We start from the raw sequence: 24,727 nt of genomic DNA, 5'->3' as shown, positions 1-24,727 counted from the left end.
CGACCATGTCCTTCTGCGCCACCCTCGCGTCCTCCTTCGACCTCTCGTCTCTCTTCGCGGCCTTGAGCGACGCAGCAGCAGCTGCTGCCGCCGCGCCGAACGCCGTCATCAAGGGCCTCTCGCACCACGCGGTGCTGATGCTGCTCGTGCAGATCGCCGTGCTGTTGGCGATGGCGCGCTTCCTCGGCGAGATCATGCGCAAGCTGAAGCAGCCGCCGGTGGTCGGCGAGCTGATGGCCGGCGTCGTGCTCGGCCCGTCGATCCTCGGCCTCGCGTGGCCCGAGGCGCAGCACACCCTGTTCCCGAAGGACCAGCACCTGGCCGACTTGCTGGCGGCGATCTCGTGGATCGGCGTGCTCTTCCTGCTGATCTGCACCGGCCTCGAGACCGACCTCGGCCTGATCAAGCGGCGCGGCAAGACCGCGCTGATGATCTCGGCCGGCGGCATCCTCGTCCCGTTCGGGACCGGCTTCGCGCTCGGCGAGATGTTGCCGGAGGCCTACCTCGCCAACCCTGACGCGAGGCTGGTGTTCAGCCTGTTCATGGCGGTGGCGATGAGCATCTCGGCGGTGCCCGTGATCGCCAAGGTGCTGATGGACCTCAAGCTGATCCGGCGCGACATCGGCCAGCTGATCCTGGCGGCGGCGATGACCGACGACACGATCGGGTGGATCCTTCTCGCAGTCGTCGCCGGCCTCGCCAAGACCGGCGTGGTCGACGTCCTCACCGCGCTGAAGTCGATCGGCGGCGCCGTGCTGTTCATGCTGTTCGCCTTCACCCTGGGCGCGCCGCTGATCGCCCGGGTCATGGCCACCGTCGACAAGCGGTTCGGCGGAGCCGGCTCGCAGATGTCGCTGGTGCTGGCGATCGCGTTCGCGACCGCCGCCTTGACCCACGAGATGGGCATCGAGGCCGTGCTGGGCGCCTTCACCGTCGGCATCCTCGCCGGCCAGGCGCCGCGGTTCCGCCACGAGGTCGCGCACACCCTCGAGCTCGTCACCGCCAGCTTCCTCGCCCCGATCTTCTTCGCCTCGGCCGGCGTCAAGGTCGACCTCATGCGCCTCGCCGACCCGGACGTCGCCACCGTCGGCGCGATCGTCCTCGGCATCGCCTGCTTCGGCAAGTTCGTCGGTTGTTACCTCGGCGCCTGGGTCTGCGGGATCTCCCACTGGGAGCGGCTCGCTCTCGGCTCCGGCATGAACGCCCGCGGCGCCATGGAGATCATCGTCGCCACCATCGGCCTCAGCCTCGGCGTCCTCAGCGTCGAGATGTACTCGATCGTCGTCATGGTAGCGATCGCCACCTCGCTGATGGCCCCGCCGCTCCTGCGCTGGACCCTGTCGAAGGTCAAAATGGGCGAGAGCGAGGCCAAGCGGCTCGAGATGGAGGCGCTCGCTGCGAGCAGCTTCATCCGCCAGGTACGGCGCGTCCTCATGGTCAGCCGCAACGCCCACAGCGTCGACTTGCCGGCGCAGATCCTCGGCTACCTCAGCCACGAGCAGCCGATCGAGGTCACCGCCGTGTACGCGCGCCCGCAGGCCGTGAAGACCCCGTGGTGGCGCGGCCTGGCGCGTCGCGTGCGGCGCTACCACGCCACCGGCGCCAAGGCGCTCGAGCGGATCGGCCGGCCGCTGCGACTGCTCAAGGGTTCGCGGCCCGAGCTCAAGTTGATCACCGACGCCGACCCGGCCGAGCAGGTGCTGGCCGAGGCCGCGCGCGACTACGAGCTGCTCGTGCTCGGCGAGACCCAGCGCAGCACCGAGGCGCTGTTCGGGCCGGTGGCCGACCGCATCATCCACAAGTCGCCGTGCCCGACCCTGATCGTGCGCGAGCCGGCGGCCAAGATCGCCAAGGGCGAGAAGCCGCCGCTCTACCGCGTGTGGTCGCCGAAGAAGATCCTCGTGCCCACCGTCGGCACCGAGTACAGCAAGAACGCCGTCGAGCTGGCCGCGGTGCTCGCCGTCAGCACCAAGGCCGAGGTCACCATCGTCCACATCTCGCGCACCGGCTCCAACGACGTCGACTCGGCGCGGCCGCACGAGATCGGCGCGCAGATCGTCGCGCGCGAGGCCGAACGGGCCAAGAAGTTCGGCGCCAGCGTCGAGACCGTCGTCATGGAGGGCGCGCGGCCCGAGGAGGACATCGTCCGCGTCGCCGAGCAGGGCGGCTACGACCTCCTGGTCATCGGCAGCAGCCTGCGCGCCGTCTCGGCCCGCGCCTTCTTCGGCCACCGCGTCGAGAACATGCTGAAGAACGCCCCCTGCCCGGTCGTCCTGCTCAGCGCCGGCTGACGCGACGGCGCCAATAAACAAAGGGACATGCCCTCGCGGGCATGTCCCTTGTTTCATGTCCCGAGGGTCATACCATCGGGGACGGCGCTCACTGCGGGTTGATGATCTTGAGCCGCATGCCGCCGGGGTAGGCGTAGGACGTCACGCCGGTGTAGCCGACGCTGACGATGCCGAACGGGTCGGTGCTCTCGGCGAGGTGGCCGCCCTGGCTGATCTTCCAGTCGGACACCTCGTAGTTGCCGACGGTGTAGTAGCCGCCGACGGTCGCCCCGTCGACCTTGACGTCGGCGCCGCCCTTGACGCGGATGACCTGGACGTAGTCGGCGGAGTAGCCGGTGCCGGTGGCGAACGCGTAGCGGTCGAGGAACTGCTCGACGGGGATCATCTGGTACATCGCGGGGTCGCCGGTGCCGGCGCCGCCGTCCTGGCTCTCGAGGTACTGGACCGGCAGGAACGGCTTGTCGCCCGAGAACATGAAGCTGGTGTTGTTGGGCACCACGATGTCCTTGTACTGGCCCTTGTTGAGGGTGAAGGGCGTACCGGGCTGGACGGGGTCGGTCGAGACGGTGGTGCCGTCCTCGCCGGCGAACACGCGCCAGTAGTGCTTCTCGTTGCCGCGGTCGGGCGAGTGGGCGCCGACGTAGGTCTTACCCCAGTAGTCGAGGGGCAGCATCTGCTCCTCGATGTGGTCGCAGTAGGTGACCTGGTTGGTCGGCACGTTGACGCACTCGACGGCGCCGACGACCCAGATCGGCTTGTCGGCCTCGATGAACGTGCCCGACACGTCGCTGCCCGCCTGCGGCCCGCGGACCTGCAGGGTGTCGAAGCGGTTCATCGCCACCTGCCCGGTCGCGCCGGCGTTGACCGCCGGCACGCCCGCGCCCGCCAGGGTGTTCTGCGGCGGCGTCCACTTGACGGTGGTGCCGTCCTGCAGCGCGATCACGTTGAAGTAGCTGGGGTACTGGTTGTGCGTGTCCTTCCACGAGGCCACGATGTAGTTCTGGCGCAGCGCGTACTCGGGCAGCAGCATCGACGCGTCGTTCGTCGCCTGCGAGCCGAGCGGCGAGTGCAGGTAGGCGATGATCGGGATGTTGCTGTTGACGCGGTAGACCCCGCCCTTGCGCAGCTCGGACTTCTTGTCGAGCGCGGTGTTGCCCATCTGGAACGTGTAGGTCATGCCCGGCGCGAGGTTGATCGGCGCGCCCTGCGGCTGCTCGACGTTTTGGCCGTTCGGCACGAAGTACAGCTGGACCTGCGCGGTCTTGGTCGGGTGCGTGTTGCCGACGATCAGCGAGTCCGCCTGACCGTCGTTGAAGTTGTCCATCTTGTGGCCGAGGAACGAGCAGCCGACCGAGCTCGGGCTCGTCTGCACGAGGTCGCACAGCTCGGTACAGCCGCCGAAGTCGCACTGCTGGGTCGCGCTGCACGCGACCGGCGGGTCGAAGGCGTCGCCGTTGGCGTTGCAGGTCTTCTCGGCGTCGAGGCCCTCGCACTGGACCTGGCCCGGGTTGCACAGCATGGAGCCGCACGCGCCGTTCTTGCAGGTCTGGCCGTTGCCGGGGCACGGCTGCGGCTCGAAGCCCTGACAGTCGTCGCTGCACACCAGGATCTGGTCGCCCTCGCAGCCGTTGAGGTCGCCCGGGTTACACACGCACGGACCTGCCGTCGTGTCGGTGTCGGTCGTGGTGGTGGAGGTGGTGGTGGTCCCGGAGACCGGCCCGGTGGTGTCGGTGGTCGAGGTCGAGACGTCGGTGGTGCTCACCGTGCTCGCGTTGGTGGTCGAGGTGTCGGTCGTACCCTCGCTCGCGCTGGCGGTGCCCGTCCCCTCGGTGGTGGCCACCGTGCTCGTCGGCGTATCGCTCGTCGAGGTCGGCGTGTCGGTGGTCCCCGGAGTGGTCGTCGCCTCCGTCTGCCCCGTCACGTTCGTCGCCGACACGGCCGTCGTCGCCCCGTCGTCGCCACACGCCGGCAGCACCACGGCCGCCATCACCCCAAGCTTGAACAAGTCTTCCCGCTTCAGCATCAGCCACGTGTGCCACACACGGCCGAGCCGCTCAAACGCAAAGTGGAGGTCGCAGCGGTCCGAGCAGTGACGCGCGCGCGAACGGGGAAGTCCGCTCGCCTGCATGTGTGGCCTTACGCGCGCTCGCGACCCGTGCGCTCGCTCGCAACTCCGCGTCTGCGGGTCGACGGCGACATGCGTCGACGGTTGCACATGTCCCTCGAGGCACATGTCGCTCGGGACAGATCGGGGCACCCCACAGCTCGCGTGGCGCGCGCTGCGGGGTCCCATCTGTCCTTCAAGACATATTCTCGATGGCCATGCGTGGCGTGGAGCTGCCGCGTGGCGCGCGCCACGTGACCTGGCCTGTGGCCGTCACGCGACGCAGCGCGCGGCGGTCGTCATCGACCGCGCCCGGCTGAACTCGTCGCACGCAGCACCGCGGCGTGCCTGTGGCAGCGTCCGCGGTAGGTCCTCCGGCGCGCCGTCCCGCGCGGGACAGCGCGCCCCGGAGTGCATCAGCCGGCGATCTTCTTGCCCGCCACGAGGCCGGCGACCAGCATCACCGCGAAGATCACGATGAAGATGAAGAACAGCACCTGCGCGATGTCGGAGGCGGCGTTGGCGACCCCGCCGAAGCCGAAGATCGCAGCGATGATCGAGATGATGAAGAAGACGACGGCCCAACGAAGCATTGTTTTTTCCTCCTACGGATATTAATAGCCAGGTCGGGTGCCGGGGCAACGATGCTATCGCCATTTTGATCATCTCATTATGCACAATCAACCCCCGAACTTCGATTCCCATCCCAGCGAGCCCAGCCCGCGAAATGGCCCGAATTCAGGCATCTACGGCCTTCAGGCCCTTAAAAGGGACCGCGCCCGCCCCCGAACACGTTATCGGGGGCAGGCGCGGTGATTCAGCCGGCGGCCACATGTCGCCGGCGCTTCGTTGCTATGGCAGATGGAGGTCCTCGAGTTTGCGTTGAATCGCCTCCTTTCCGTCGCCGAAGCGCTCCTGAATGATGCCGTACAGCTTGTCGGCCGAGCCCTCTGCCTTGAGGAAATCGTCGTCGGTAAGCTCGCCCCAGATCCGCTTGGCCTTGCCCTTGATCTGGTCCCACTTACCCTGCGCCTGATCCTGATTGATGGCCATGTTTCGTTCTCTGCTCCTGCTCATAGTCTGATCGCTGTTGCCCCTCGCGCGAACTGGCCTACGCCCTTTGAACGCCGTCATCTCGGCTCTAGCGGCCGATCCAGACGGGCGCGGCAGGCGACGCGGCGAGCGCGCAGGCCTACGGCGCGTATGCCGCAGCATCCCGACGAATGCACCACCTGTCCTTGCAGGCACTCAGCGCAAACGCGAGGGCCGCGTGGGCGCCTTTCGAGCGCCGACGCGGCCCTGGGGTCTTGCCGAAGTCTCAGCGGGTCGTGTCGACCTTCGCCGTCTGCTTCGTCGGCGTCGTCTTGGGCGGCGGGTGGTGCTCGGGGTCGCGGATCGGGGGCAGTTCCTCGGCGCCGGTGCGGCCGAAGGTGCGGCGCCAGAACACGTCGAGACCGCCGACCGCGGCGTCGCCGAAGAAAGTCTCCACCGACCACTGCGGCTTGAAGCGGTACTCGAACGAGCCCTCGATGCGGTTGGCCCGGACCGGCGCGCTGGGCGCGTTGTGGTGATAGGTGGTCTCGGCGTAGATCTTCTTCGTCAGGTGCTTGCCGACGCTCAGCACCGGCTGCGTCACGTCGTCGGCGAAGCCGAACTTGATGCGGTCAATGCCGAGCTTCTGGTCGGCGAAGCGCGACAGCGTCGGGTTGCTGAAGTTGACGAGGAGGCCGGCCGCGCTGGCCTGCGTCTTCTTCGGGTCGCTCTCCTGCGTGTCGGCGGTGCCGGTCAACAGCAGCGCGAAGATCTGCCCCTCCGTCAGCGACGGGCGCGAGCGCAGCTTCAGTTCGGGCCGGCTGAGGCGACCGCGGATCGCCACGCTCACCTCGGCCTGCGGCGTGGTCGTGTCGGCGGTGAGGTCGAGGTAGGGGTCGACCGTCGTGCCGTCCTCCGGCAGGAACACGCGGCCCTGGTCGATGGTGAAGCGGTTGCCGAGCAGCTCGAAGCGGCCGCGGTCGGCACGGAAGCCGCCGGTGACCTCGGCCTCCTCGCCCTTGCGGTGCAGCGCCAGCGCGCCGCTCCAGTTCATGTCCATCGACACGCCCTTGATGTGGACCGGCTGCTTGAGCCGCACCTCGAGGTCGAGGTGGCTGTTCTGGACGTCGGCCGTCGGCGGGGTCTTCGACGGCGGCAGCGTCCGCTCCTCGGCGAGCACCACCGCGGGCTCCTTGTCGCTCGCCCCCGCCGCCTGGCTGCCGAGCGCCGCCTGCAGCTCGGGCAGCGGCCCGGTGACGATCTTGACGTGCTCGTTCTCCGGCAGCGGGTCGGGCGCGCGCGTCGTCAGGTCGGACACCCACACCTCGGCGCCGTCGACGTCGATCGCCACCCCGAGCCGCTCCGGGCTGCGCTTGACGTCGGCGCGCACGTGGGTGTCGACGATCATCTGCGGCAGGCCCGGGCGGACCACCGGGAAGCTGCGCAGGACGAGGTCGGCGTCGGCGTCCATCTTGCCGCCTCTGGCGAACTTGACCCCGCCGGTGACCTTGAGCCGGCCCTCGCCGCTGGTCGCGGTAAGGCTGGTCAGCTTGATCTCCGGCCCGTCGGCGTCGATCTGGAAGTTCAGGTCGCGGAACCGCTGCTGCAGCGCCACCACCGTCACGCCGCCCTTCTGCAGCCGCGCCGAGCCGCGCAGCTTGGGCTTGCCGATCACGCCGCTCGCGGTGACCTCGCTGGAGAAGAAGCCGGTGAAGTCGTAGATCGCCTCGGGGAAGAAGCCGCTGAGGTAGCGGAGGTCGGTCGCCTTCGCCTTGAGCTCGCCGCGCAGCGGCGCGTCGGTCAGCTTGGCCTGCTTGGCCCGCAGCTTGGGGATCGACGCCTGGGTGTCGACCGCGAACGTCAGCGAGCCCTTCTCGGTGCGCCGCCCGAGGCTGCCGTGCACCGCCTGCTTGGAGTCGTCGACGTCGGCCTGGATCTTGAACGGCAGGCCGCCCAGGACCTTGTGGCCGATCTCGCCGCTGACCAGGGCCTTGCCGCGCACGTGCTCGGCGTCCATCTCGGCCTGCGCGTGGATGTTCAGGGCCACCAGCGCCTGCTGCGGCAGCGGGCTGAACGGCTCGAGCGCGTCGTGGTCGAGCTTCTCGATGGCGAGCTTGACCTTGCCCGGCCGCTCGGTCGCCCACGCGAACTCGCCCGAGCGCAGGTCGACGTCGAGCGGCACCCGGCCGCTCAGCTCGAGGGTCGTGATCTTGCCCATGCGGCCGTGCGCGTCGACCTTCGCCAGGCCGTCGCGGAACTCGAGCTCGGCCCGCAGCGCGCCGACCGGCTGGCCCTTGAACGAAAACCTGTCCGCACGGACAGCCCCGCGCAGCTTCGGGTGGCGGCCCGCGCCGTCGAAGGTCACCCCGCCGCTGATGCGCCCGCCGAGGTTGAGCCCGAGCAGCGGCTCGAGCGGCGCCAGCTCGAGCTCGCGGAGGTCGAGCATCAGCGCGTACCAGCCCTCACGACGCCAGCGCACGCCCGAGGCGTCGAGCGCGACCGGGGCCAGCGCGCGCACCTGGAAGCGCCCGACCTGGCCGCCGCCGCCCGAGAGGTCGACCGCCGCGCCGCCGTCGCGCATGGTCGCCAGCAGCGTCAGCGAGCCGAGGGCGATCCGGCGGTGCATCAGGCCCTCGCCGCGCAGCTCGGCCTGCAGCTCCGGACGGGTCGCCGGACCGGTCATCTCGGCCCGCAGCGTCAGCTTGCCGCCGGCGTCGTGCCCGGGCGCGATGGCGTCGAGTTGGTCGGCGACGTCGATGTCGTCGAGCTGCACCAGGACCCGGTGGTCGCGCTCGCGGTGCCACGCGAAGTGGCCGCGCAGCGGGTCGAGCTCGAGCGGCACCTGCACGTCGACCTGCGCCCGCCCGCCGCTGCGGTGGAGGTCGACCTTGCCCTGCAACCACTCGCCGCGGTGACTGACGCTGACCGCCACGTCGCCGACCGGCGCGCCGGCGATCGTCAACCCCTTCGCGCGCCACTCCGTCAGCACCCGCGGCGTCGCCAGCGGCCCGTCGGTGCCGTTGGCCTCGAACAGCACCATGCCGTCGAGCCGCCCGGCGATCTCCGGCCGCTTCACCCACTGCTGCAGCTGCGCCAGCCGCACCTCCTGGGCCCGCAGCTCGACCTTGGTGTAAGCCTGGCCGATCGAACCTGTCCGAATCGCCATGTTCACATGGACAGGCACCTCTGCGCGCAGCTTCAGCTCGCGCGCCAGCGGACCGTGGAGGTTGACGTCGACCTCGGCGCGGCCGCCGTTCAGGCGGGCCGCGACGTCGAGGTCGCCGAAGGTCTTGCCCTTGAGGCCCACGCGGGCGATTCGTACGTCTGCCTCGAGCGACGGCGCCTCCGGGCGGCCGTGGACGCGCACGTTGGCCGAGGCGAGCCCGGCCGGTCGCAGCTTCGGCAGCAGCGGCCGCAGCCGCGCCAGCGCCAGCCCGCCGAGGTCGACCTTGATGTCGCTCGGCCCGTCGGCGTCGAGCACCCCGGCGGCCGCCAGGCGCCCGCCGGCGATCTGCAGCGCCAGGTCCTCGACCTCCAGCTTCGAGCCCGACAGCACCGCCCGCGCCGGCTTCTCGAGCTCGGCGTGGAAGCCGGCGAACTCGGCCTTCAACTTGTCGAGGTCCGCGCGCAGCTCCTGACCTGTCCGTACGGACACGTCGATCTCGGCCCCGGTGCCCGGCCCGACCGCCCCGGCCCGCACCCGCGCGAGCAGCGGCGGCAGCGCGGCCGGCACCGGCGGCGCCACCGGCCCGGGCGCCAGCTTCTCGACGTCGAGCCGGACCTCGCCGCGATCGACCGTCTGCCCGCCGACCCGCAGCGCCTCGAGCGCTACCGCGACTGTGCCACCGGACATGCCCTGAAGGACATCCAGATCGATCCGCGCGCGGTCGACCGCCACGCCCGCGGCGTCGACCCGGCGCAGCTCGAGCGCGCCGGCGCAGCGCAGCTCCGGCCCGAGGCAGGTGCCGCGGCCCGCCAGCGTCCCGGCGAGCTCGGGCAGCCTGGCGAACTGACGCCCGACCCCGGCCGGGCGGGCCACGTCGACCACCGCCAGCCGCCAGTCGATCTCGCGCAGCGTCCCGCCCACGGCGGTCACGTCGACCAGCGCTCCGATCCCGGCCGCGTCCAGAGCTGCCTCGAGGGACAGGTTCTTGCCGGCCGGGTCGACCACGCCGTCGACGTCGAGCGACAGCCCGCCGAGCGACGCGCACTCCGGGCAGCGCAGCCCGCCGGCCAGCGCCAGCCGCTTGCTCGGCATCTGCCGCGCGTGCAGCTCGAGCGTCGGGCGGACCCGGCCGAGCCGCGACTGCGTCCACGGCGCCAGGTCGGCATCGACGGTCATCGTGACATCGGCCTCCGGCGTCCCGCGCCACGCGCCCGCGCCCGCGAGCCGCAGCGCCAAGTTCGGCGCCAGCGCCAGCCGGACCTCGCCCGCCATGTCCTCGGGGACACCTTCCGCTGCGACCGCCAGCTCGAGAGTGCCGGCCGGCGTCATCAACTTCTCCACCGAGCCCGGCGGCAGGTACTCCGCCAGCAGCCCCAGCGCCGCGCGGGCCTTCACGTCGACGATCATCCGCCACGAGCGCACATCGAGCTGCGCTTGCGGGATCTCGATCGACGCCGCGTCCGCCACCACTCGCAACCCCTCGACCGTCGCCACCGGCGAGCCCCAGCGCGCGCGCAGCACCAGCTCCTCGATCTCGCGGTTGCCGAGCAGTCGCCCGCGGCCCGCCGAGATCTCCGCCTCGGCGGCGCGCCCGACCCCGCGCGCGCGCAGGTCGAGGTCGAGCGCCTCGACGATCGGCGCCCCGTCGGCGAAGTAGACCGCGCCGTCGCGCAGCTGCAGGGCCGCGGCGATGGCGAGCGGGAGGTTGGGGCCTGGCGGCTCGGACATGTCCTTCGGGACATCATCACCGGGCGGCGCGATGTCGGCGAAGCTGCCGCCGGGTCCGGGCAGGTAGACGCGCGGGCTCTCGAGCACCAGCGAGTCGACCGCGAGGTCTTTGCCGAGCAGGGCCAGCGGCGACCACTCCAGCGCGAGCGCGTCGGCGGTGATCAGCGCGCGGCCCTCACGGTCGGACAGCGTCACGCCACGCAGGGTGAACGAGCCCAGCAGCGAGCCCTCGGCCGCCTCGATCGCCACGCTGCCGGCGATCTTGTCGTTGTAGATCGGCAGGCCGACCCGCAGCGCGAGTCGCAGCCCGACGTTGGTGGTCAGGAGCACCACGACCGCGCCGACCACGATCAACATGAGGATCGCCAGCCCCTTCAGCGTCGTGCGTGCGATCTTCCCGAGCCTCGTCATCGCGTCCCCTGCAGCCCTTGGTTAAAATGCTTCACCGAGCCCGAAGTGCACGGCCCAGATCTTCTGGTCGCGCGCGTACTCGGTCTCGTTGAGGCGGAATCCCACGTCCAGACGGAACATGCCGATCGGCGTGTCCACGCGGACACCGGGCCCAGCCGAGTAGTTGAATTGGCCCAGGGCGAATTGGTTGACCCCGGCGCGCACGTCGCCGCCGTCGGCGAAGGCGACGAAGCTGAGCATCTTGGTGGCCCGGATGCGCGCCTCGATGTTGGCGAGGATCATGGTGTTGCCACCGACGGGGATGCCGCGACAATCGGCCTCGCCGGGCATGCAGCCGTCGGGGAACACCTGCGGCGACAGCCGCCGCAGGCCCCAGCCGCGCACGGTGTCGGCGCCGCCGAGGTAGAAGCGCATGTCGATCGGCGCGCCGCCCCGGGGGCCCCACGGCACGATCCACCCCATCTCGAAGCGGCCCGCGAAGGTGATGCGCCAGTGCGGCGTCCAGTACAGGCGGACGCTGGGGCGCACGCGGTGCGCGCTGAAGTCGCCGCCCAGGCCCATGATGTCGTAGACGACCCCGAGGATCGCGCCGTTCTTCGGCCGCAGCACCGAGTCGGTGAGGTAGATGCGCAGCGACGGCTCGAGGTAGCTGAGCGTGTACGGGTCGCGGAAGTCGAGCCCGAGGATCGAGTCCTGGCCCTTCAGGGTCGGCGACACGTTGAAGAAGTCGACGAAGCGGAAGTTGTAGGCGAGCTCGGCCTCGACGAAGCGGCTGAAGAAGCGCGACAGGCCGGCCCGCATGGTCGGGCTGTAGAACTGGTAGCCCTCCCAGATCCCGAGCTCGAAGGCCGGCGACAGCGACGCCACCGTGCGCTTCTCGATCAGCCCCTTCTGCCGCAGCGTCGGCTCGAGCTTGGCGATCGGCCCGTGCTCCTGCGGATTGAACATGCTCGGCAGCTCGGCGTAGCCGGCGCGCGCGCGCAGGTCGAAGCGGGTCAGGTTCTTGAACAGGTTCTTGTGGGTGTAGAGCAGGCTGCCGCGCTGCTCCCAGCGCACGGGGTCGAGGCCGAAGCCGGCGCCGAGCTTGATCGACTGCGGCTTGGCCGGGCGCGCCTTGACGACCAGGTCGATCGTCCCCGGCTTCGACTCCGACGGCACCTCCTCGATCGTGACGGTGTCGAACACCTCGAGGCCGTAGGTCGCGGCCTCGACCTTCTTCACCAGCTTGGGCGAGTAGGGCTTGCCCGGGGCGTAGTCGCTCTCGTTGCGGACGTACTTCTCGGGCACGTTGCCGAGGCCCTCGAAGCGGATCTTGCCGATCTTGTAGTAGGGGCCCGGGCGGATCTCGAAGCGCACCGTGGCGCCGACGCCGGGCATCACCTCGGCCGACTCGCGCACCTCCGCCTTGGCGTAGCCGGCGTCGCGCAGCGTCTCGAGCAGCTGCTCGGACGAGCGATTCAGCTTCGGCACCTCGAACGCGCTCTCGGTCCGGAGCGCGATCCGCTGGCGCAGCGCGTCCTCGCCGACCCGCGGGTCCCCGACCGCGACGCCGGGGCGCCCGGCCGGGAACGTCAGCTCGATCTTCTTGACCAGAGTCGGCTCGCCCTCGCGGACGACCACCTTGATGGTCGCCTTGCCCGGCCGGCGCTCGCCCGGCGTGCGGGTGAACAGGCGCACGCGCCCGGCCTTCACCAGCGGGGTGATCGACACCACCTCGGCGTCGTAGTAGCCGTGGGCCTTGTAGACCTCGACGATGCGCTTGGCGTCGACCGGGATGTTGGCCGGCAGGAACGCGTAGCGGTCCTTCCACGGCAGGATCGACGTCTCCCCCATGTGCAGGTACGCCAGCAGCTCCTTCTCCGTGAACCGCTCGACCCCGACGAACTGGACGTCCTTGATGTACGCGTCGGACCCGCGCACGTCGTCGAGCTTGCTCGAGCAGCCGACGAGGACCGCGAGCATCAGTCCGAAGAGACATGTCCACAGCGGGCGCATGACGCGCGAACTATGATCTCGACCGGCCTCAGGGGCCACGCGCGCGGGTGCAAGATTCCTCGCGCGGGCCGTCCTCCAGCCCTTTTCGAGCCGTCCGGCCGCGCTGCCGCGCAATGTCCGCGAGCGGACGACGTCCGCGCCGGTCCGATCATGACATGCCTGCAATGACATGCCCCTTCGGACATGTGTTCGCGGACGCGCCTCTACACCCCGCTCCGCTCGTCGCTGGCCGCACCCGCCGATCCGGATCACACTCGCCGAGGAGGCCCCGAGCTCCCATGGCGACACTGCGGAAGATCTACCTGTTGCTCAAGGACGCGGCGCTCGAGTTCTCGCGCGAGGACCCGTTCACGCAGGCGGGCGCGCTGTCCTATTACACGATGCTGTCGCTGGCGCCGTTCCTGCTGCTGCTGGTGGCGATCGTCGGCCTGATCTACGGCGAGGAAGCGGCGCGCGGCGAGGTCGTCGACCGGCTCGAGCACCTCATCGGCGGAGAGGCCGCCGGTCTGGCGCAGGACATCCTCGCCCACGCGCACAAGGCCGGCGGCGGGTGGCTGTCGGCGATCATCAGCGGCGTGGTGATGTTGGTCGGCGCGACCACGGCCTTCGGCCAGTTGCAGTCGGCGCTCGATCACATCTGGGGCGCCGCGCCGAGCCAGTCCGGCTGGCGCAACACCGTGCGCGGGCGCCTCCTCGGCCTCGTCCTCATCCTCGCCCTCGGCGCCGCGGTCGTCGCCCTGCTGGTGGCCGGCTCGATCGTCTCCGGCCTGTCGTCGATGCCCGGCGTCGAAGGCCTCGGGTGGTTCTGGCGCCTCGTCGATCTCGGCGTCTCGCTGACGGTGATGACCGGCCTGTTCGCGCTGCTGTTCAAGCTGTTGCCGAACGCCGAGATCCGCTGGCGCGAAGTGGCGATCGGCGCCGCCACCACCGCGCTGCTGTTCACCGTCGGCCAGTGGGCGCTCGGCGTCTACCTCGGCCGCGCCGCCGTCGGCTCGGCCTACGGCGCGGCCGGCTCGGTGGTCGTGCTGATGGCGTGGGTCTACTACTCGTCGCTGATCGTCCTGTTCGGCGCCGAGATCACGCAGGTCCACGCGCGGCGCTCCGGTCGCGCGATCGTCTCGCGCGGGCAACAGTCGCAGGAGGCCCGCCAGGTCCCGGCCGGCGCCGTGACCTCGCATTCGTGACCCGCGGTAGCATCGGCTGGTGCCGGCGACTATGCTGCCGAGCCACGCCATGGCGCACGACACGCTCCTCGTCTGCGACGATCGCATGCTCGGCCACGAGCAGAGCCCTCACCACCCCGAGAGCCCCGCGCGGCTGCAGGCCATCCGCGACAAGCTGCAAAGCCAGCCGATCGCCGGCACCCGCTGGCAGTCGGCCGCCCCGGCCACGCGTGAGCAGGTCCTCCGCGTGCATCACCCGATCTACGTCGACGCCGTCGACCGCGCCCGCGGCGTCGCCTTCGACCTCGACCCCGACGTCCTGCTCGCCCCCGGCAGCGTCGACGCCGCCTACCTGGCCGCAGGGGCAGGTATCGCCGCCGTCGAGGCCGTGGTCAGCGGCGCCGCCCGCCGCGCCTTCGCCCTGGTGCGCCCGCCGGGCCATCACGCGGAGCACAGCATGGCCATGGGCTTCTGCGTGTTCAGCAACATCGCCGCGGCCGCCGAGCACGCCCGCGTCGCGCTCGGCCTGTCGCGCGTGCTGGTGATCGACTGGGACGTCCACCACGGCAACGGCACCCAGCACCTGTTCGAGGGCCGGCGCGACGTCCTGGTGTTCAACACCCATCAGTCGCCGCACTACCCGGGCACCGGCGCGGCCGGGGAGGTCGGCAACGGCGACGGCCGCGGCTTCACGGTCAACGTCCCGCTGCCCGGCGGCCTCGGCGACGGCGACTACGCGGCGATCTACCGCGACCTCCTGACCCCGATCGCCGAGCAGTTCGCCCCCGAGCTGATCCTCGTGTCGGCCGGCTTCGACCCGCACCGCGACGACCCCCTCGGCGACATGCAGGTCACCGCCGACGGCTTCGCCCACCTCTGCGGCGTGGTCTGCGACCTCGCCGACCGCCTCGCCGACGGCCGCGTGGTCCTCCTGCTCGAGGGGGGCTACGACCTGCGCGGCCTGGCCGACAGCGTCCACGCCTGCACCGCGGTCCTCACCGGCAGCACCCCGCCCGGCGGGGGCCCCGCCAGCCCCGGCGGCGAGACAGCCGTCCGCCGCGCCCGCGCGGCCCAGGCCCCCTACTGGCGCTTCTAGCCGGCCCCCCCGGCGCCCGTGAGCTCGCCCAGCTCGGCGCGCGCGCCGGCTTCCGTTACTCTCCGCCCCCGCCGCCGAGCCATGGACATTTTTAAACAGTTCCGCTTCGAGGCCGCCCACCGCCTGCCGAACGTCCCCGCGAACCACAAGTGCGCGCGCCTCCACGGCCACTCGTTCATGGTCGAGATCCACGTGACCGGCCCGGTCGGCGAGACGAGCGGCTGGGTCGTCGACTTCGCCGACATCGGCGCCGCCTGGCAGCCGCTGCACGCGCTGCTCGACCACAACTATCTCAACGAGGTCGAAGGCCTCGAGAACCCGACCAGCGAGCTGCTGGCCCGGTGGATCTGGCGCCGCATGCTGCCCGCGTTGCCCGGCCTGTCGCAGGTCGTGGTCCGCGAGACCTGCACCTCCGGCTGCATCTACCGCGGCGAAGACGAGCGCTGAGTTTTTTTGAACGCGCGCGGCTCGTCGGCGCGTGGCCTGCCGCGGGTCATCCTGGCGAGCCGCGGCGATGAAGCGCCGGCGCGTCGAACCTGGCGCGCCTCGGGTTCGAAACAGCCGGACTGGCGAGCGAGCGAGACATGTCTTTTTCGGAACATGTCTCAAGGGACATGGACCGCGTGATTCGCCGGACCCGATCCGCTCGTGGTGGGCTCGCACCTCCTTCGGCACCTGTTCGGCCGCACGGCCGAATCCGCCGCCTGAACGCGTGCCTCACCATGTCCACAGCATGAACGGCCACATCAGATCGGCCGGGGTGTCGACGAGGCAGATCACCGGCTCGTCGCGGCACACGCCGTTCATGCAGGCGACCGTCTCGCACTGTTCGCCGCCGTCGCACGCCTCTCCGACGAGGCGTTCTGGCGCGCACACCCCGTTGTCGCAGAAGAGCCCGAGCTCGCACACCGTGGGTTCGTCGCAAGCTTCACCCGCGCCGACCTCCGGCACGCACGTGTTCGATTCGTAGCTGCAAGTGAGACCCTCGGCGCACTCGCCCAGGTCGTTGCCGTTCTCCTCCACGCAGGTCTGGCCGATCTGCATCGTCGGCAGGTCCTCGAACGACTTGCAGGTCAAGGTATCGAAGATGTCGCAATACTCGTCGGCCGCGGCGCAGGAGTTGCTGTAGGCGGCCACGTCGGTGTCCAGATTGGGGCACGCTCCGCCGCTGGTCACGTCGCCGCGGAAAACCTCGCAGTACCCGCCGCACTGCGAGAACGGCCTATAAAACTCGGACTCGAGGCCGCACCCGCGCCGATACACCGCGCTGGTGAGGATCTCCCGAGCACACGCGGGATCGTACTCCAGTGAATTGTCGCGCGCGTACTTCTGCACCGCCTCGAACTTGGGTCGCAGCCTGACCACGCAGTCCACCCCGCCGCCGCAGCCGCACGCGGCCTTCTGGGCGCAGACCGCCGCGGTGAAGCGGGCAGCGAATTCTTCCTCGGCGATCGTCGGGACCGCCGGGCACATCGCTTCGTCGCCCGATCTATTCGCGTACTCCGCCGGACCAGCGACCGCCCGCTCGCGCAGGGCCGACGCCATCGCCACCTCATCGGCGGCCTCGAAAGCACTCACGACGCTCATCAGCGAGCCCAACATCGACCCCAGCATGTCGTCCTCCGATGCGTTCACCGTGCTTCGACGGGACCGCAGCGGCAACTCGCGGGCCTCGCTCGCGCTCGTGCCGATCGGTCGCAGACTTCGCCGCTCACGCGGTTCTGCGCGGGTCCGGTTTTGTCGTCGATGACGCCGGTGATGGGGGACGAGTCGAACTCTTCCCTGATGATCGAGCCGCTCGCCCGCGGCGGTCCGGGCGCTCGCGCGAGCTCACCTCATCCACGCCGCTCGCGAGCGACGCGCCCCCTGGCGAGAGGGCGCGTCGCGGGCGGGCGTTCACTTCGAGAAAGTGCGCGAGTACAGCTCGTTGCCGTTCTTGTCGAAGATGACGCCGGTGAAGCTGTTGTCGTTGAGCTCGACCCAGGTGAAGCCTTCCATCTCGGCGATCTGGAAGTGGAACGGGTTGTCGCCCTCGATCGTGTTGGCCTTGCTGCCCGCGCCGGCGACGATGAACTCGGTGCCGCAAGCTGCCTGCAGCCACTGCATCGTGTGGTCGTGGCCGCAGATATAGACGTCGATCTTGCCGCAGACCGACTCCTCCATGAACTCCTTGACGCTCTCGCCGGCCACGAACGGCAGCGGGATGCCCTCGAGGTCTTCGTAGGCGCCGGCGTTGCCGTGGTCGCCGTTCGAGAGGTAGGGGTGATGGCCGAAGGCGATCTTCCACGTCGCGGTGCTGGCCGCGAGGGTCTGGTCGAGCCAGTTCTGCTGGTCGTCGGAGCTGCCGTTGAACGGGTCGGTCATCACCTGGTTGGTGTCGAGGCCCCAGAACTCCGCGTGGGCCTGCTTCCACGAGTAGTACTTGTCGGGCATGCGCCACAGCTCGCTGTGCTGCGTGTACTCGACCTGGTAGTCCGACTTGTTGGTGTCGAAGTCGACGCCGATGCCGTTGCCGCCGTAGTCGTGGTTGCCGAGCACCGCGTAGATCGGGAACGTGATGCCCATGTACGGCAGCTCGAACTTCTCCTGCCACTGCGGGTCGTCGACGCCCTCCACGCCGCTGTCGTAGAAGTTGTCGCCGGTGAGCATCGCCCAGTCGCAGCCGCGCTGCTCGCACACCGCGATGATCGCGTCAGCCACCTGATACTGGTCCTCGTTGCCCTCGCCGACGTCGCCGAGCACCACGAAGCGGACCACGCCGGTCGCCCCGCCGGTGGTCTCGTCGTCGGTGGTGGAAGACGCGGTCGTGTTCGTCGTCGTCGTCGTCGTGTCGACGGTGGTCGTCGCCGTCGCGGTCGTCGTCGTCGAGGTCGGCGGAGTGGTCGTCGGGCCCGCGGTCGGGTCGGGCTCGCTGGTCGTATTGGTCTGGCCGCCGGACTGCGTGCCGTCGCTCGAGCCGGTCGGCTGCGAGGTCGGCCCCGGGCCCTGCGTCGCGCCGCTCGTGTCGGTCGTCTGCGCCGTGGTGTCGACGTTCTGGGTGCCCGCGCCCGTGCCCCCGTCGTCGCTGCAACCCCCGGCGAACACCGCCGCGAGCACTGTCCCATGCGCAATTCGGCTGACCATCTTCATGTCCATCGTCCCCTCAGCCGCGGCAATATACACGAGCGGCCGATCGCTGCGCGCCCGGAAGGCCATGCGCGGGGGCTCCCGTTCCAGTCGTCGACGCACGTGCGCAAGCTCGCGGGTCTCCTGCGAGCGTCACGACTTGGGGCCTCGACGCGACGGCGGTCGCCCGTCCGCGATTTTTCGAAAAGCATGCGACCGGCGACCTCCTGCGCCGCGCGTGGAAACACCTCGCAGTCGACTCGTCCGGTGGTGACCCTCGTCGTCGAGCCCGCGGTCTCGCTGCGCTCGATCGACGAGTCGACCTGGCCGTGACGCGAGCGATACCTCGGCGGTGAAGCCAGCGCGCGCGTCCTGTCGGAGCCGCTGGCGACTCGCGGCTGCGCGATGAACCACGACCTCCGCTGCGCCTGCGCTCGCCTCCCGTTTCCGGCGCGGACTCCGGCGTCGGCGATCGTGCCAGCCGGCAGACCGCGTTCTCGCGCTGTTGCGCCCGAAGCGCGACCCCGACCGGAGATTCGTGCTACTCGCGAGCCATGTCTTCTGCTGCCGTCTCCCACGGCCTCCCGCGCGGCCTCCAGCTGGCCGTCCGCGGCCTCCAGCTCGCGCTCGCCAGCGCCGAGGTCCGCCGCGCCTACGCCCGCCTCGCGGTCGTCCTCGTCGTCCTCGCGGTCGCGTTGACGGTGGCGCTCGGCGGCCTCCTGTGGTGGATGGTACCTGTCGATGGGGACATGTCCTGGACGACATGGCTCGGGAGATGGGCGCTGCGGATCGGCGGCGGACTGCTGGCGCTGGTCGCCGCGCCGATGCTGTCGTACTTCGTCGTCAGCATCGGCCTCCCGTTCCTGGCCGACGGCGTGTTCATGGCGGGCATGCGGGCGACCAGCCCGGCGCTGGCGGCCCGGCTCGAGCGGTCGGCGGAGCTCGGGTTCGTGGCCTCGACGCTCGGCAGCCTCCGTCGCGCCCTCTACTTCCTCGGCGTCACCGTGGTCCTGTTCGGCCTCACCCTCGTGCCCTTCGTCGGGCCGCTGCTCGGGCCGCCGCTGCAGCTGTGGTACGCCGCCCGGACCTTCACCTGGGAGCTGCTGGACCCGTACTTCGAGCGGACCGGCCGCGACTACTCGCATCAGAAGACCCTCGTGCGGGCGCACCGCGGGACCCTTGTGGGTTTTGGTCTGCCATGGGTCGCGGTCATGGCGCTCCCGTTCGTGGGCCCTCTGCTTTTTGGTCTAGCGCAGGCGGCGGTCGCCGCGGTCGTCGCCGACGAGCTCGAGGCGGAATCAGCGCGCTGATCGTGTCCGCGGGGACGATCGGACGCATGTCCGGGCGACCGTCCGAGACCTGTCCCAAAGATCAGGTCGCTGACAGCCCTCGCTGAAGGCCCGGGGTCCGCGATCGGGACAGCGCTCGAACCGCGTTCGTCAGGCCCCTGAGGGGCGTGGACGCGCCCCCCCAGGCTGACCGCTGTCACGTGGCCTTTCAGCCCTGTGCTTACGACGTGGGATGAACACCGCTATGTCGGCGCGGAGGGTGTCCTGACGGCCCGTTCTCGGCAAATTGGCGCTCCGCGTGCTTGGCAAGCTTCTTGCTGTTACAGACCTGCCCCCCCTGGAGCCGCCATGTCCGCGAAGACCGAAGTTCCCTGGGTTTACCTGTGCCTCAAGGTGCAGTACGCCTTTCCGCAGGTTGGTGCCCGCCTGGCTCTGGGGCTTGCCCACACCTGGCCCGCCAACGACAGCGCAGAAGCCCCGGCTCCTGCCGCGCCGGGCAAGCTCGGCGCCCGTCGTGACAGCGCCTAGACCGCTGTTCTCCCGCCCTGGCCGCCTTCACCTGTAGGCGCCAGACCTCGCCATCCACCCCGTCTCCGGGTGCGGTCCCTGCGTTCGGGGCCGCGCGCCGGACCACAAACGCCCAGCCCGAACGCGCGGACTCCCGTCCGCTCCGGGCTGTCACCTCCACTGTAGAGGCTGCTGCCTCGTCGCCTCGTCGCATGGCGCCGACCGATCACCTTCGGTCGGCGCCGCGCGTCAGACCGGCCCTGGCCGCTCGTAGAGTCCACCCGCCCGCGACCGCGCGGGGGGAGGACCCATGGAGTACCGCAATCTCGGCCGCAGCGGCCTGTCGGTGTCGACGCTGTGCCTCGGCACGATGACGTTCGGCGAGGCCGACGAGAACTCGTTCATGCACAAGGTCGGGTGCGACGAGGCGACCTCGTTCCGCATCATGAACCTGGCCCTCGAGGCAGGTGTCAACTTCTGGGACACCGCCGACGTGTACGGCCAGGACGGCCTCAGCGAGCGCGTGATCGGCAAGTGGTTCGCCGACACCAAGCGGCGCGACGAGGTCGTGCTGGCGACCAAGTTCCGCTTCCGCATGAGCAAGGGCGCCAACGGCACCGGCGCCTCGCGGCGGCGGATCGTCCGCTGCGTCGACGACTCGCTGCGCCGGCTGCAGACCGACCGCATCGATCTCTACCAGATCCACATGCAGGACAGCGACACGCCGGAGGAGGAGACCCTGCGCGCGCTGGACGACCTGATCCGCGCCGGCAAGGTGCTCTACATCGGCTGCAGCAACTACGCCGCCTACCGCCTGGTCGAGAGCATCTACACCAGCGAGGCCAAGCACCTCGAGCGGTTCGTCAGCTTGCAGGCGCAGTACAGCCTGATCGTCCGCGACCTCGAGCTCGAGCTCGTGCCCGCGTGCGTGCGCCACGGCCTCGGCATCTTGCCGTGGTCGCCGCTCGGCGGCGGCTTCCTGTCCGGCAAGATCGAGCGCGGCGCGCCGCCGCCGCCCGGGACCCGGCTCGAGAAGTGGAAGGAGCGGCTCGCCGGCTTCGACAACGACCGCAACTGGCGGACCATCGCCGCGGTCAAGGCCGCCGCCGCCGAGCTCGGCGCCACGCCGTCGCAGGTCGCGCTCGCGTGGCTGCTGCACAAGCCGGGCGTCACCTCCTGCATCTTCGGCGCCCGCACCGAAGATCAGCTGCGCGACAACCTCAAGGCCGCCGACCTCAAGCTGTCGGGCGAGCAGCTGCGCGCCCTCGACGAGGCCTCGGCCAGCCCGCTGCCCTACCCCTACGCGATGATCCGCAACATCCAGGGCCGCTGGTAGTCGGGCCCCGCGCGCGAAAAAGGGACAGGTCCCCGAGGACCTGTCCCTTTCATCATGTCCGAAAAGACTGTCTCAGTGCAGCCACTCGTGCCGGCGCGCCCGCTCTTGCAGCGCCTGGACCGAGTCGTTGGTGTAGTCGCCGATGATCTCGCGGACCACGGACTTCTGCAGGGGGCCTCTGGCGACCTCGCGCAGGCGGCCGACGAGTCGGCCGGGGCGGCGATGACCAGGCGGCCGAACTGGCGCTGGTGCTGGGCCTGAGTCAGCCGCTCGACGATCTGGCGCACGAACTTCGAGTCTTGCTCCTCAGCCGCGCCGCGGGTCTCGCTGACAAGGTCGCGCCGGCCCGACGCGCTGCTCTGACCGCCGCGCCGCTCGTACCGCGGGCGTTCCGGACTCTCCAGCGTCTCGATCGGGGTCAGCGTGGGCTTCATGCGTGAGCCGTTGACCTCGAAGACCAGGGCCTGACTGCGATCCGCGACGACGAACCAGGTCGATTCCATTCCGGTACCTCCTCATTTTCGATGCTGGGGCAGGCCGCGGGGCCTTACAAGCCGCAACGGGCCGCCCGGCCGCGTGAACAACCGCGGGGCCCCGGTCGCCCATTCCCGCCCGGCGATCCCCCACCGCCGGGCCGCTGACCCGGCGCGCGCGCGGCAAAACTCCGTGACTACGCGTGAATTTCCCGCCCGCAGGCGCTGGCGCGCTTCGTGAGGCGGCGCATCTGCGGCGACGGCCTCACAGACCGCCGCTGCGGGCCCCTGCGAAGGCGCTGGAGGGCCGGGCACCGCCGGGGCGCGGGGGGCGCCGCCGGGGCCTGCAGCGGCCGGCAAAAGCGCGTAGCCGCGTCGGACGGCCCGCGCTATCCTCCCGCCCCTCACGGCGTATGGCGAGCGAGCAGAAGACGGGCATCAACATCGAAGACGAGATGCGTAGTTCCTTCTTGGACTACGCCATGAGCGTCATCATCTCGCGCGCGCTGCCGGACGTGCGCGACGGCCTCAAGCCGGTTCACCGCCGGGTGCTGTACGCGATGGACCAGCTGCGCAACACCCACGCGCAGCCTTACAAGAAGTCCGCGCGCGTCGTCGGCGACGTCATCGGCAAGTACCACCCGCACGGCGACGCCTCGGTGTACGACGCGCTGGTCCGCCTGGCCCAGGACTTCGCCATGCGGTACCCGCTGGTCGACGGCCAGGGCAACTTCGGCTCGATCGACGGCGACGCGCCGGCGGCCATGCGTTACACCGAGGTCCGCATGAAGCGGCTCACCTCGGAGCTGCTGGCCGACCTCGACAAGGAGACCGTCGGCTGGGCGCCGAACTACGACGACAAGGAGTTCGAGCCGACGGTCCTGCCGACCAAGATCCCGAACCTCCTCCTCAACGGAGCGGTCGGCATCGCCGTCGGCATGGCGACCAACATCCCGCCGCACAACTTGCGGGAGATCGTGGACGCCTGCATCGCCCTGGTCGACGACCCCAAGCTGCCGCCCCGCGATCTGCTGCAGATCGTCTCCGGCCCTGACTTCCCGACCGGCGGTCAGATCATCGGCCGCGCCGGCATCCGCCAGGCCTACGCCACCGGCCGCGGCAGCCTCACCTTGCGGGCCAAGTGCACGATCGAAGAGGACGAGAAGGGCCGCGAGGCGATCATCGTCCACGAGATCCCCTACCAGGTCAACAAGGTGCGGCTCATCAGCCACATCGCCGAGCTCGTGCGCGAGAAGAAGCTCGAGGGCATCAGCGACCTGCAGGACTACTCCGACCGCACGGGCATGCGGATCTGGATTCAGGTCAAGCGCGACGCCTCGGCCCAGGTCGTCCTCAACTCGCTCTACAAGTCGAGCGACCTGCAGGTCAGCTTCGGCGTCAACATGATCGCCATCGCCGGCGGTCGCCCGCAGGTGCTGAGCCTGCACGAGTGCCTGACGCACTTCATCGACCACCGGCGCGAGGTGGTGACCCGCCGCTCGCGCTACGAGCTGCGCAAGGCGGCCGAGCGGCGCGAGATCGTCGAGGGCATCGGCGTCGCGATCGACGCGATCGACCGCATCATCGCCATCATCCGCGCCGCGCCCGACCCGGACGCCGCGCGCGAGGCCCTGTGCGCCGAGCCGCTGCACGGCTTCTCCGGCTTCCTGGCCCGCTGCGGCCGGCCCGAGGCCGAGGTCGAGGCCGCGAAGGGCAGGCCGTACCACCTCAAGCCGAACCAGGCCAAGGCGATCCTCGACATGCGCCTGCAGCGGCTCACCGGCCTCGAGCGCGAGAAGGTCGAGGGCGAGTACAAGGAGCTGTCCGCCACGATCGCCTACCTGCAGAGCATCCTCGCCTCCGACGCGATGTTGATGCAGGTGATCCGCGGCGAGCTGGTCGGCATCCGCGACGAGTACGGCGACGACCGCCGCACGGAGATCGTCGACGACGACTCGGAGATCGAGCCGATCGACCTGGTCGCCGACGAGCCGATGATCGTCATGCTGACGAACAACGGCTACATCAAGCGCCTACCGGTCGGCGAGTACCGGGTCCAGGGCCGCGGCGGCACCGGCGTCAAGGGCGGAGTCGGCCGCGACGCCGCCGACTTCGTGGTCGAGCTGTTCGAGGCGAGCACCCACGCCCACGTGCTGATGTTCACCAACACCGGCCGGGTGTTCCGCACCCGCGTGTTCGAGCTGCCGGCCGGTCGCCGCGACCACGCCGGCAAGGCGCTGGTCAACTTCCTCGACCTGCGCGACGGCGAGCGCGTGCTCGGCATGGTCCCGTACCGCGACGAGGACCTCGAGGGCGGCCACTTCTACGTCGTGATGTGCTCGCAGCAGGGCTACATCAAGCGCACCGCGCTCGACGAGTTCGCCAACATCCGCTCGACCGGCATCATCGCCGTCACCATCGAGGACGGCGACCAGCTGATCGACGCGCGCCTGACCAACGGCAAGCAGCAGATCATGCTGACCTCGGCCCAGGGCATGGCGATCCGCTTCACCGAAGACGACGTGCGTCCGATGGGCCGCACCGCCCGCGGCGTGCGCGGCCAGGACCTGCGCGAGGGCGACGCCGTCGTCAGCATGGCCGTGCTCGAGCCCGAGACCGAGGGCTCGATCCTCACCATGTGCGCCAAGGGCTACGGCAAGCGCACCGCCGCCTCGGACTACAAGGTCCAGAACCGCGCCGGCCTCGGCATCATCACGATCAAGGTCACCGAGCGCAACGGCCCGGTGGTCGCCTCCCTCCGCGTCGACGCCGACGACCACGTCATGGTCGTCACCAGCCGCGGCAAGGTCATCCGCACCACCGCCGCCTCGATCAGCGAGATCGGCCGCAACACCCAGGGCGTCCGCATCATCCGCATCGGCGAGGAAGAGCGGGTGGTCGCCGTCGAGCGCATCCTCGACCGCGAGGAGGAGGCCGGCGAGGAGGTCGGTGAGGTCGTCGAGGCCCCCGTCGGCGACGAGGTCGTCGGCGACGAGCCCGCCGGCGACGAGGGCGGCGAAGAGTAAACTGC

At 70.2% G+C, this 24,727-nt stretch carries 16 protein-coding genes; 9 read left to right on the top strand and 7 right to left on the bottom strand.

Annotated elements, in window-relative coordinates; all coding sequences use genetic code 11:
- Positions 1–5 precede the first annotated feature (5 nt).
- Complete coding sequence (locus OV090_RS48880; RefSeq protein ID WP_267712015.1) at positions 6–2,291, top strand: cation:proton antiporter; 2,286 nt, start codon at positions 6–8, stop codon at positions 2,289–2,291.
- An 88-nt stretch (positions 2,292–2,379) separates the two neighbouring features.
- On the opposite strand, the gene OV090_RS48875 is transcribed toward OV090_RS48880, so the two are convergent.
- The 5 genes from OV090_RS48875 to OV090_RS48855 all read right to left on the bottom strand — a co-directional run bounded on the left by OV090_RS48875 (position 2,380) and on the right by OV090_RS48855 (position 12,727).
- Positions 2,380–4,314, bottom strand: coding sequence for an IgGFc-binding protein (locus OV090_RS48875; RefSeq protein WP_267712014.1), 1,935 nt, complete (start codon positions 4,312–4,314; stop codon positions 2,380–2,382).
- A gap of 497 nt (positions 4,315–4,811) precedes the next feature.
- Positions 4,812–4,988, bottom strand: coding sequence for a DUF1328 family protein (locus tag OV090_RS48870; protein ID WP_267712013.1), 177 nt, complete (start codon positions 4,986–4,988; stop codon positions 4,812–4,814).
- A 259-nt stretch (positions 4,989–5,247) separates the two neighbouring features.
- Entirely contained in the window at positions 5,248–5,442 is a 195-nt protein-coding gene (locus OV090_RS48865; protein ID WP_346660444.1) for a CsbD family protein, read from the bottom strand.
- Between the two features lie 271 nt (positions 5,443–5,713).
- Positions 5,714–10,732: a translocation/assembly module TamB domain-containing protein gene (locus OV090_RS48860; RefSeq protein WP_267712011.1), complete on the bottom strand. Its 5,019-nt coding sequence runs from the start codon at positions 10,730–10,732 to the stop codon at positions 5,714–5,716.
- A 21-nt stretch (positions 10,733–10,753) separates the two neighbouring features.
- Positions 10,754–12,727 carry a BamA/TamA family outer membrane protein gene (locus OV090_RS48855; protein ID WP_267712010.1) on the bottom strand — a complete coding sequence of 658 codons (1,974 nt, stop codon included), beginning with the start codon at positions 12,725–12,727 and terminating at the stop codon, positions 10,754–10,756.
- Positions 12,728–13,005: 278 nt separating this feature from the next.
- Between OV090_RS48855 and OV090_RS48850 the strand changes: the two genes are divergently transcribed.
- The 3 genes from OV090_RS48850 (at position 13,006) to queD (ending at position 15,433) form a co-directional block, all read left to right on the top strand.
- A complete protein-coding gene (locus OV090_RS48850; protein ID WP_267712009.1) occupies positions 13,006–13,911 on the top strand; it encodes a YihY/virulence factor BrkB family protein in 906 nt (301 codons plus the stop codon).
- A 49-nt stretch (positions 13,912–13,960) separates the two neighbouring features.
- The gene (locus tag OV090_RS48845) at positions 13,961–14,986 is read left to right on the top strand and encodes a histone deacetylase (protein ID WP_267712008.1); all 1,026 of its coding nucleotides are present in this window, start codon (positions 13,961–13,963) and stop codon (positions 14,984–14,986) included.
- 81 nt (positions 14,987–15,067) lie between these two features.
- On the top strand, positions 15,068–15,433 hold the full coding sequence (gene queD / locus OV090_RS48840) for a 6-carboxytetrahydropterin synthase QueD (protein ID WP_267712006.1): 366 nt from the start codon (positions 15,068–15,070) through the stop codon (positions 15,431–15,433).
- Positions 15,434–15,703: 270 nt separating this feature from the next.
- Here the strand turns inward: queD and OV090_RS48835 are convergent, their stop codons facing one another.
- Positions 15,704–16,588: a hypothetical protein gene (locus OV090_RS48835; protein WP_267712005.1), complete on the bottom strand. Its 885-nt coding sequence runs from the start codon at positions 16,586–16,588 to the stop codon at positions 15,704–15,706.
- 294 nt (positions 16,589–16,882) lie between these two features.
- Positions 16,883–18,109, bottom strand: a complete 1,227-nt coding sequence (locus OV090_RS48830) for a metallophosphoesterase (protein ID WP_267712004.1) — start codon at positions 18,107–18,109, stop codon at positions 16,883–16,885.
- A 192-nt stretch (positions 18,110–18,301) separates the two neighbouring features.
- On the opposite strand from OV090_RS48830, the gene OV090_RS48825 reads away from it, so the two are divergent.
- The 5 genes from OV090_RS48825 to gyrA all read left to right on the top strand — a co-directional run bounded on the left by OV090_RS48825 (position 18,302) and on the right by gyrA (position 24,722).
- Positions 18,302–18,424 (top strand): hypothetical protein, encoded by a 123-nt coding sequence (locus tag OV090_RS48825; RefSeq protein WP_267712003.1) that lies wholly within the window; start codon positions 18,302–18,304, stop codon positions 18,422–18,424.
- Between the two features lie 221 nt (positions 18,425–18,645).
- Positions 18,646–19,401 carry an EI24 domain-containing protein gene (locus OV090_RS48820; RefSeq protein WP_267712002.1) on the top strand — a complete coding sequence of 252 codons (756 nt, stop codon included), beginning with the start codon at positions 18,646–18,648 and terminating at the stop codon, positions 19,399–19,401.
- A gap of 327 nt (positions 19,402–19,728) precedes the next feature.
- Positions 19,729–19,908: a hypothetical protein gene (locus tag OV090_RS48815; protein ID WP_267712001.1), complete on the top strand. Its 180-nt coding sequence runs from the start codon at positions 19,729–19,731 to the stop codon at positions 19,906–19,908.
- 289 nt (positions 19,909–20,197) lie between these two features.
- A complete protein-coding gene (locus tag OV090_RS48810) occupies positions 20,198–21,223 on the top strand; it encodes an aldo/keto reductase (RefSeq protein WP_267712000.1) in 1,026 nt (341 codons plus the stop codon).
- Between the two features lie 886 nt (positions 21,224–22,109).
- Positions 22,110–24,722 (top strand): DNA gyrase subunit A, encoded by a 2,613-nt coding sequence (gene gyrA, locus OV090_RS48805; protein ID WP_267711999.1) that lies wholly within the window; start codon positions 22,110–22,112, stop codon positions 24,720–24,722.
- Positions 24,723–24,727 lie beyond the last annotated feature (5 nt).

Source organism: Nannocystis sp. RBIL2, assembly GCF_026626745.1.
In the GTDB taxonomy this organism is placed as follows: Bacteria; Myxococcota_A; Polyangia; order Nannocystales; family Nannocystaceae; genus Nannocystis.
Note: the sequence above shows the minus strand (reverse complement) of the source record. Positions and strands in the feature narration are given on the sequence as shown.

What these genes read in the sequence shown, in the direction of transcription:
- OV090_RS48880 (WP_267712015.1), top strand. Translation starts at nt 6, where the DNA reads ATGTCCTTCTGCGCCACCCTCGCGTCCTCCTTCGACCTCTCGTCTCTC.
- OV090_RS48875 (WP_267712014.1), bottom strand. Translation starts at nt 4,314, where the DNA reads ATGCTGAAGCGGGAAGACTTGTTCAAGCTTGGGGTGATGGCGGCCGTG.
- OV090_RS48870 (WP_267712013.1), bottom strand. Translation starts at nt 4,988, where the DNA reads ATGCTTCGTTGGGCCGTCGTCTTCTTCATCATCTCGATCATCGCTGCG.
- OV090_RS48860 (WP_267712011.1), bottom strand. Translation starts at nt 10,732, where the DNA reads ATGACGAGGCTCGGGAAGATCGCACGCACGACGCTGAAGGGGCTGGCG.
- OV090_RS48855 (WP_267712010.1), bottom strand. Translation starts at nt 12,727, where the DNA reads ATGCGCCCGCTGTGGACATGTCTCTTCGGACTGATGCTCGCGGTCCTC.
- OV090_RS48850 (WP_267712009.1), top strand. Translation starts at nt 13,006, where the DNA reads ATGGCGACACTGCGGAAGATCTACCTGTTGCTCAAGGACGCGGCGCTC.
- OV090_RS48845 (WP_267712008.1), top strand. Translation starts at nt 13,961, where the DNA reads ATGGCGCACGACACGCTCCTCGTCTGCGACGATCGCATGCTCGGCCAC.
- queD (WP_267712006.1), top strand. Translation starts at nt 15,068, where the DNA reads ATGGACATTTTTAAACAGTTCCGCTTCGAGGCCGCCCACCGCCTGCCG.
- OV090_RS48835 (WP_267712005.1), bottom strand. Translation starts at nt 16,588, where the DNA reads ATGTTGGGCTCGCTGATGAGCGTCGTGAGTGCTTTCGAGGCCGCCGAT.
- OV090_RS48830 (WP_267712004.1), bottom strand. Translation starts at nt 18,109, where the DNA reads ATGGTCAGCCGAATTGCGCATGGGACAGTGCTCGCGGCGGTGTTCGCC.
- OV090_RS48825 (WP_267712003.1), top strand. Translation starts at nt 18,302, where the DNA reads ATGCGACCGGCGACCTCCTGCGCCGCGCGTGGAAACACCTCGCAGTCG.
- OV090_RS48820 (WP_267712002.1), top strand. Translation starts at nt 18,646, where the DNA reads ATGTCTTCTGCTGCCGTCTCCCACGGCCTCCCGCGCGGCCTCCAGCTG.
- OV090_RS48815 (WP_267712001.1), top strand. Translation starts at nt 19,729, where the DNA reads ATGTCCGCGAAGACCGAAGTTCCCTGGGTTTACCTGTGCCTCAAGGTG.
- OV090_RS48810 (WP_267712000.1), top strand. Translation starts at nt 20,198, where the DNA reads ATGGAGTACCGCAATCTCGGCCGCAGCGGCCTGTCGGTGTCGACGCTG.
- gyrA (WP_267711999.1), top strand. Translation starts at nt 22,110, where the DNA reads ATGGCGAGCGAGCAGAAGACGGGCATCAACATCGAAGACGAGATGCGT.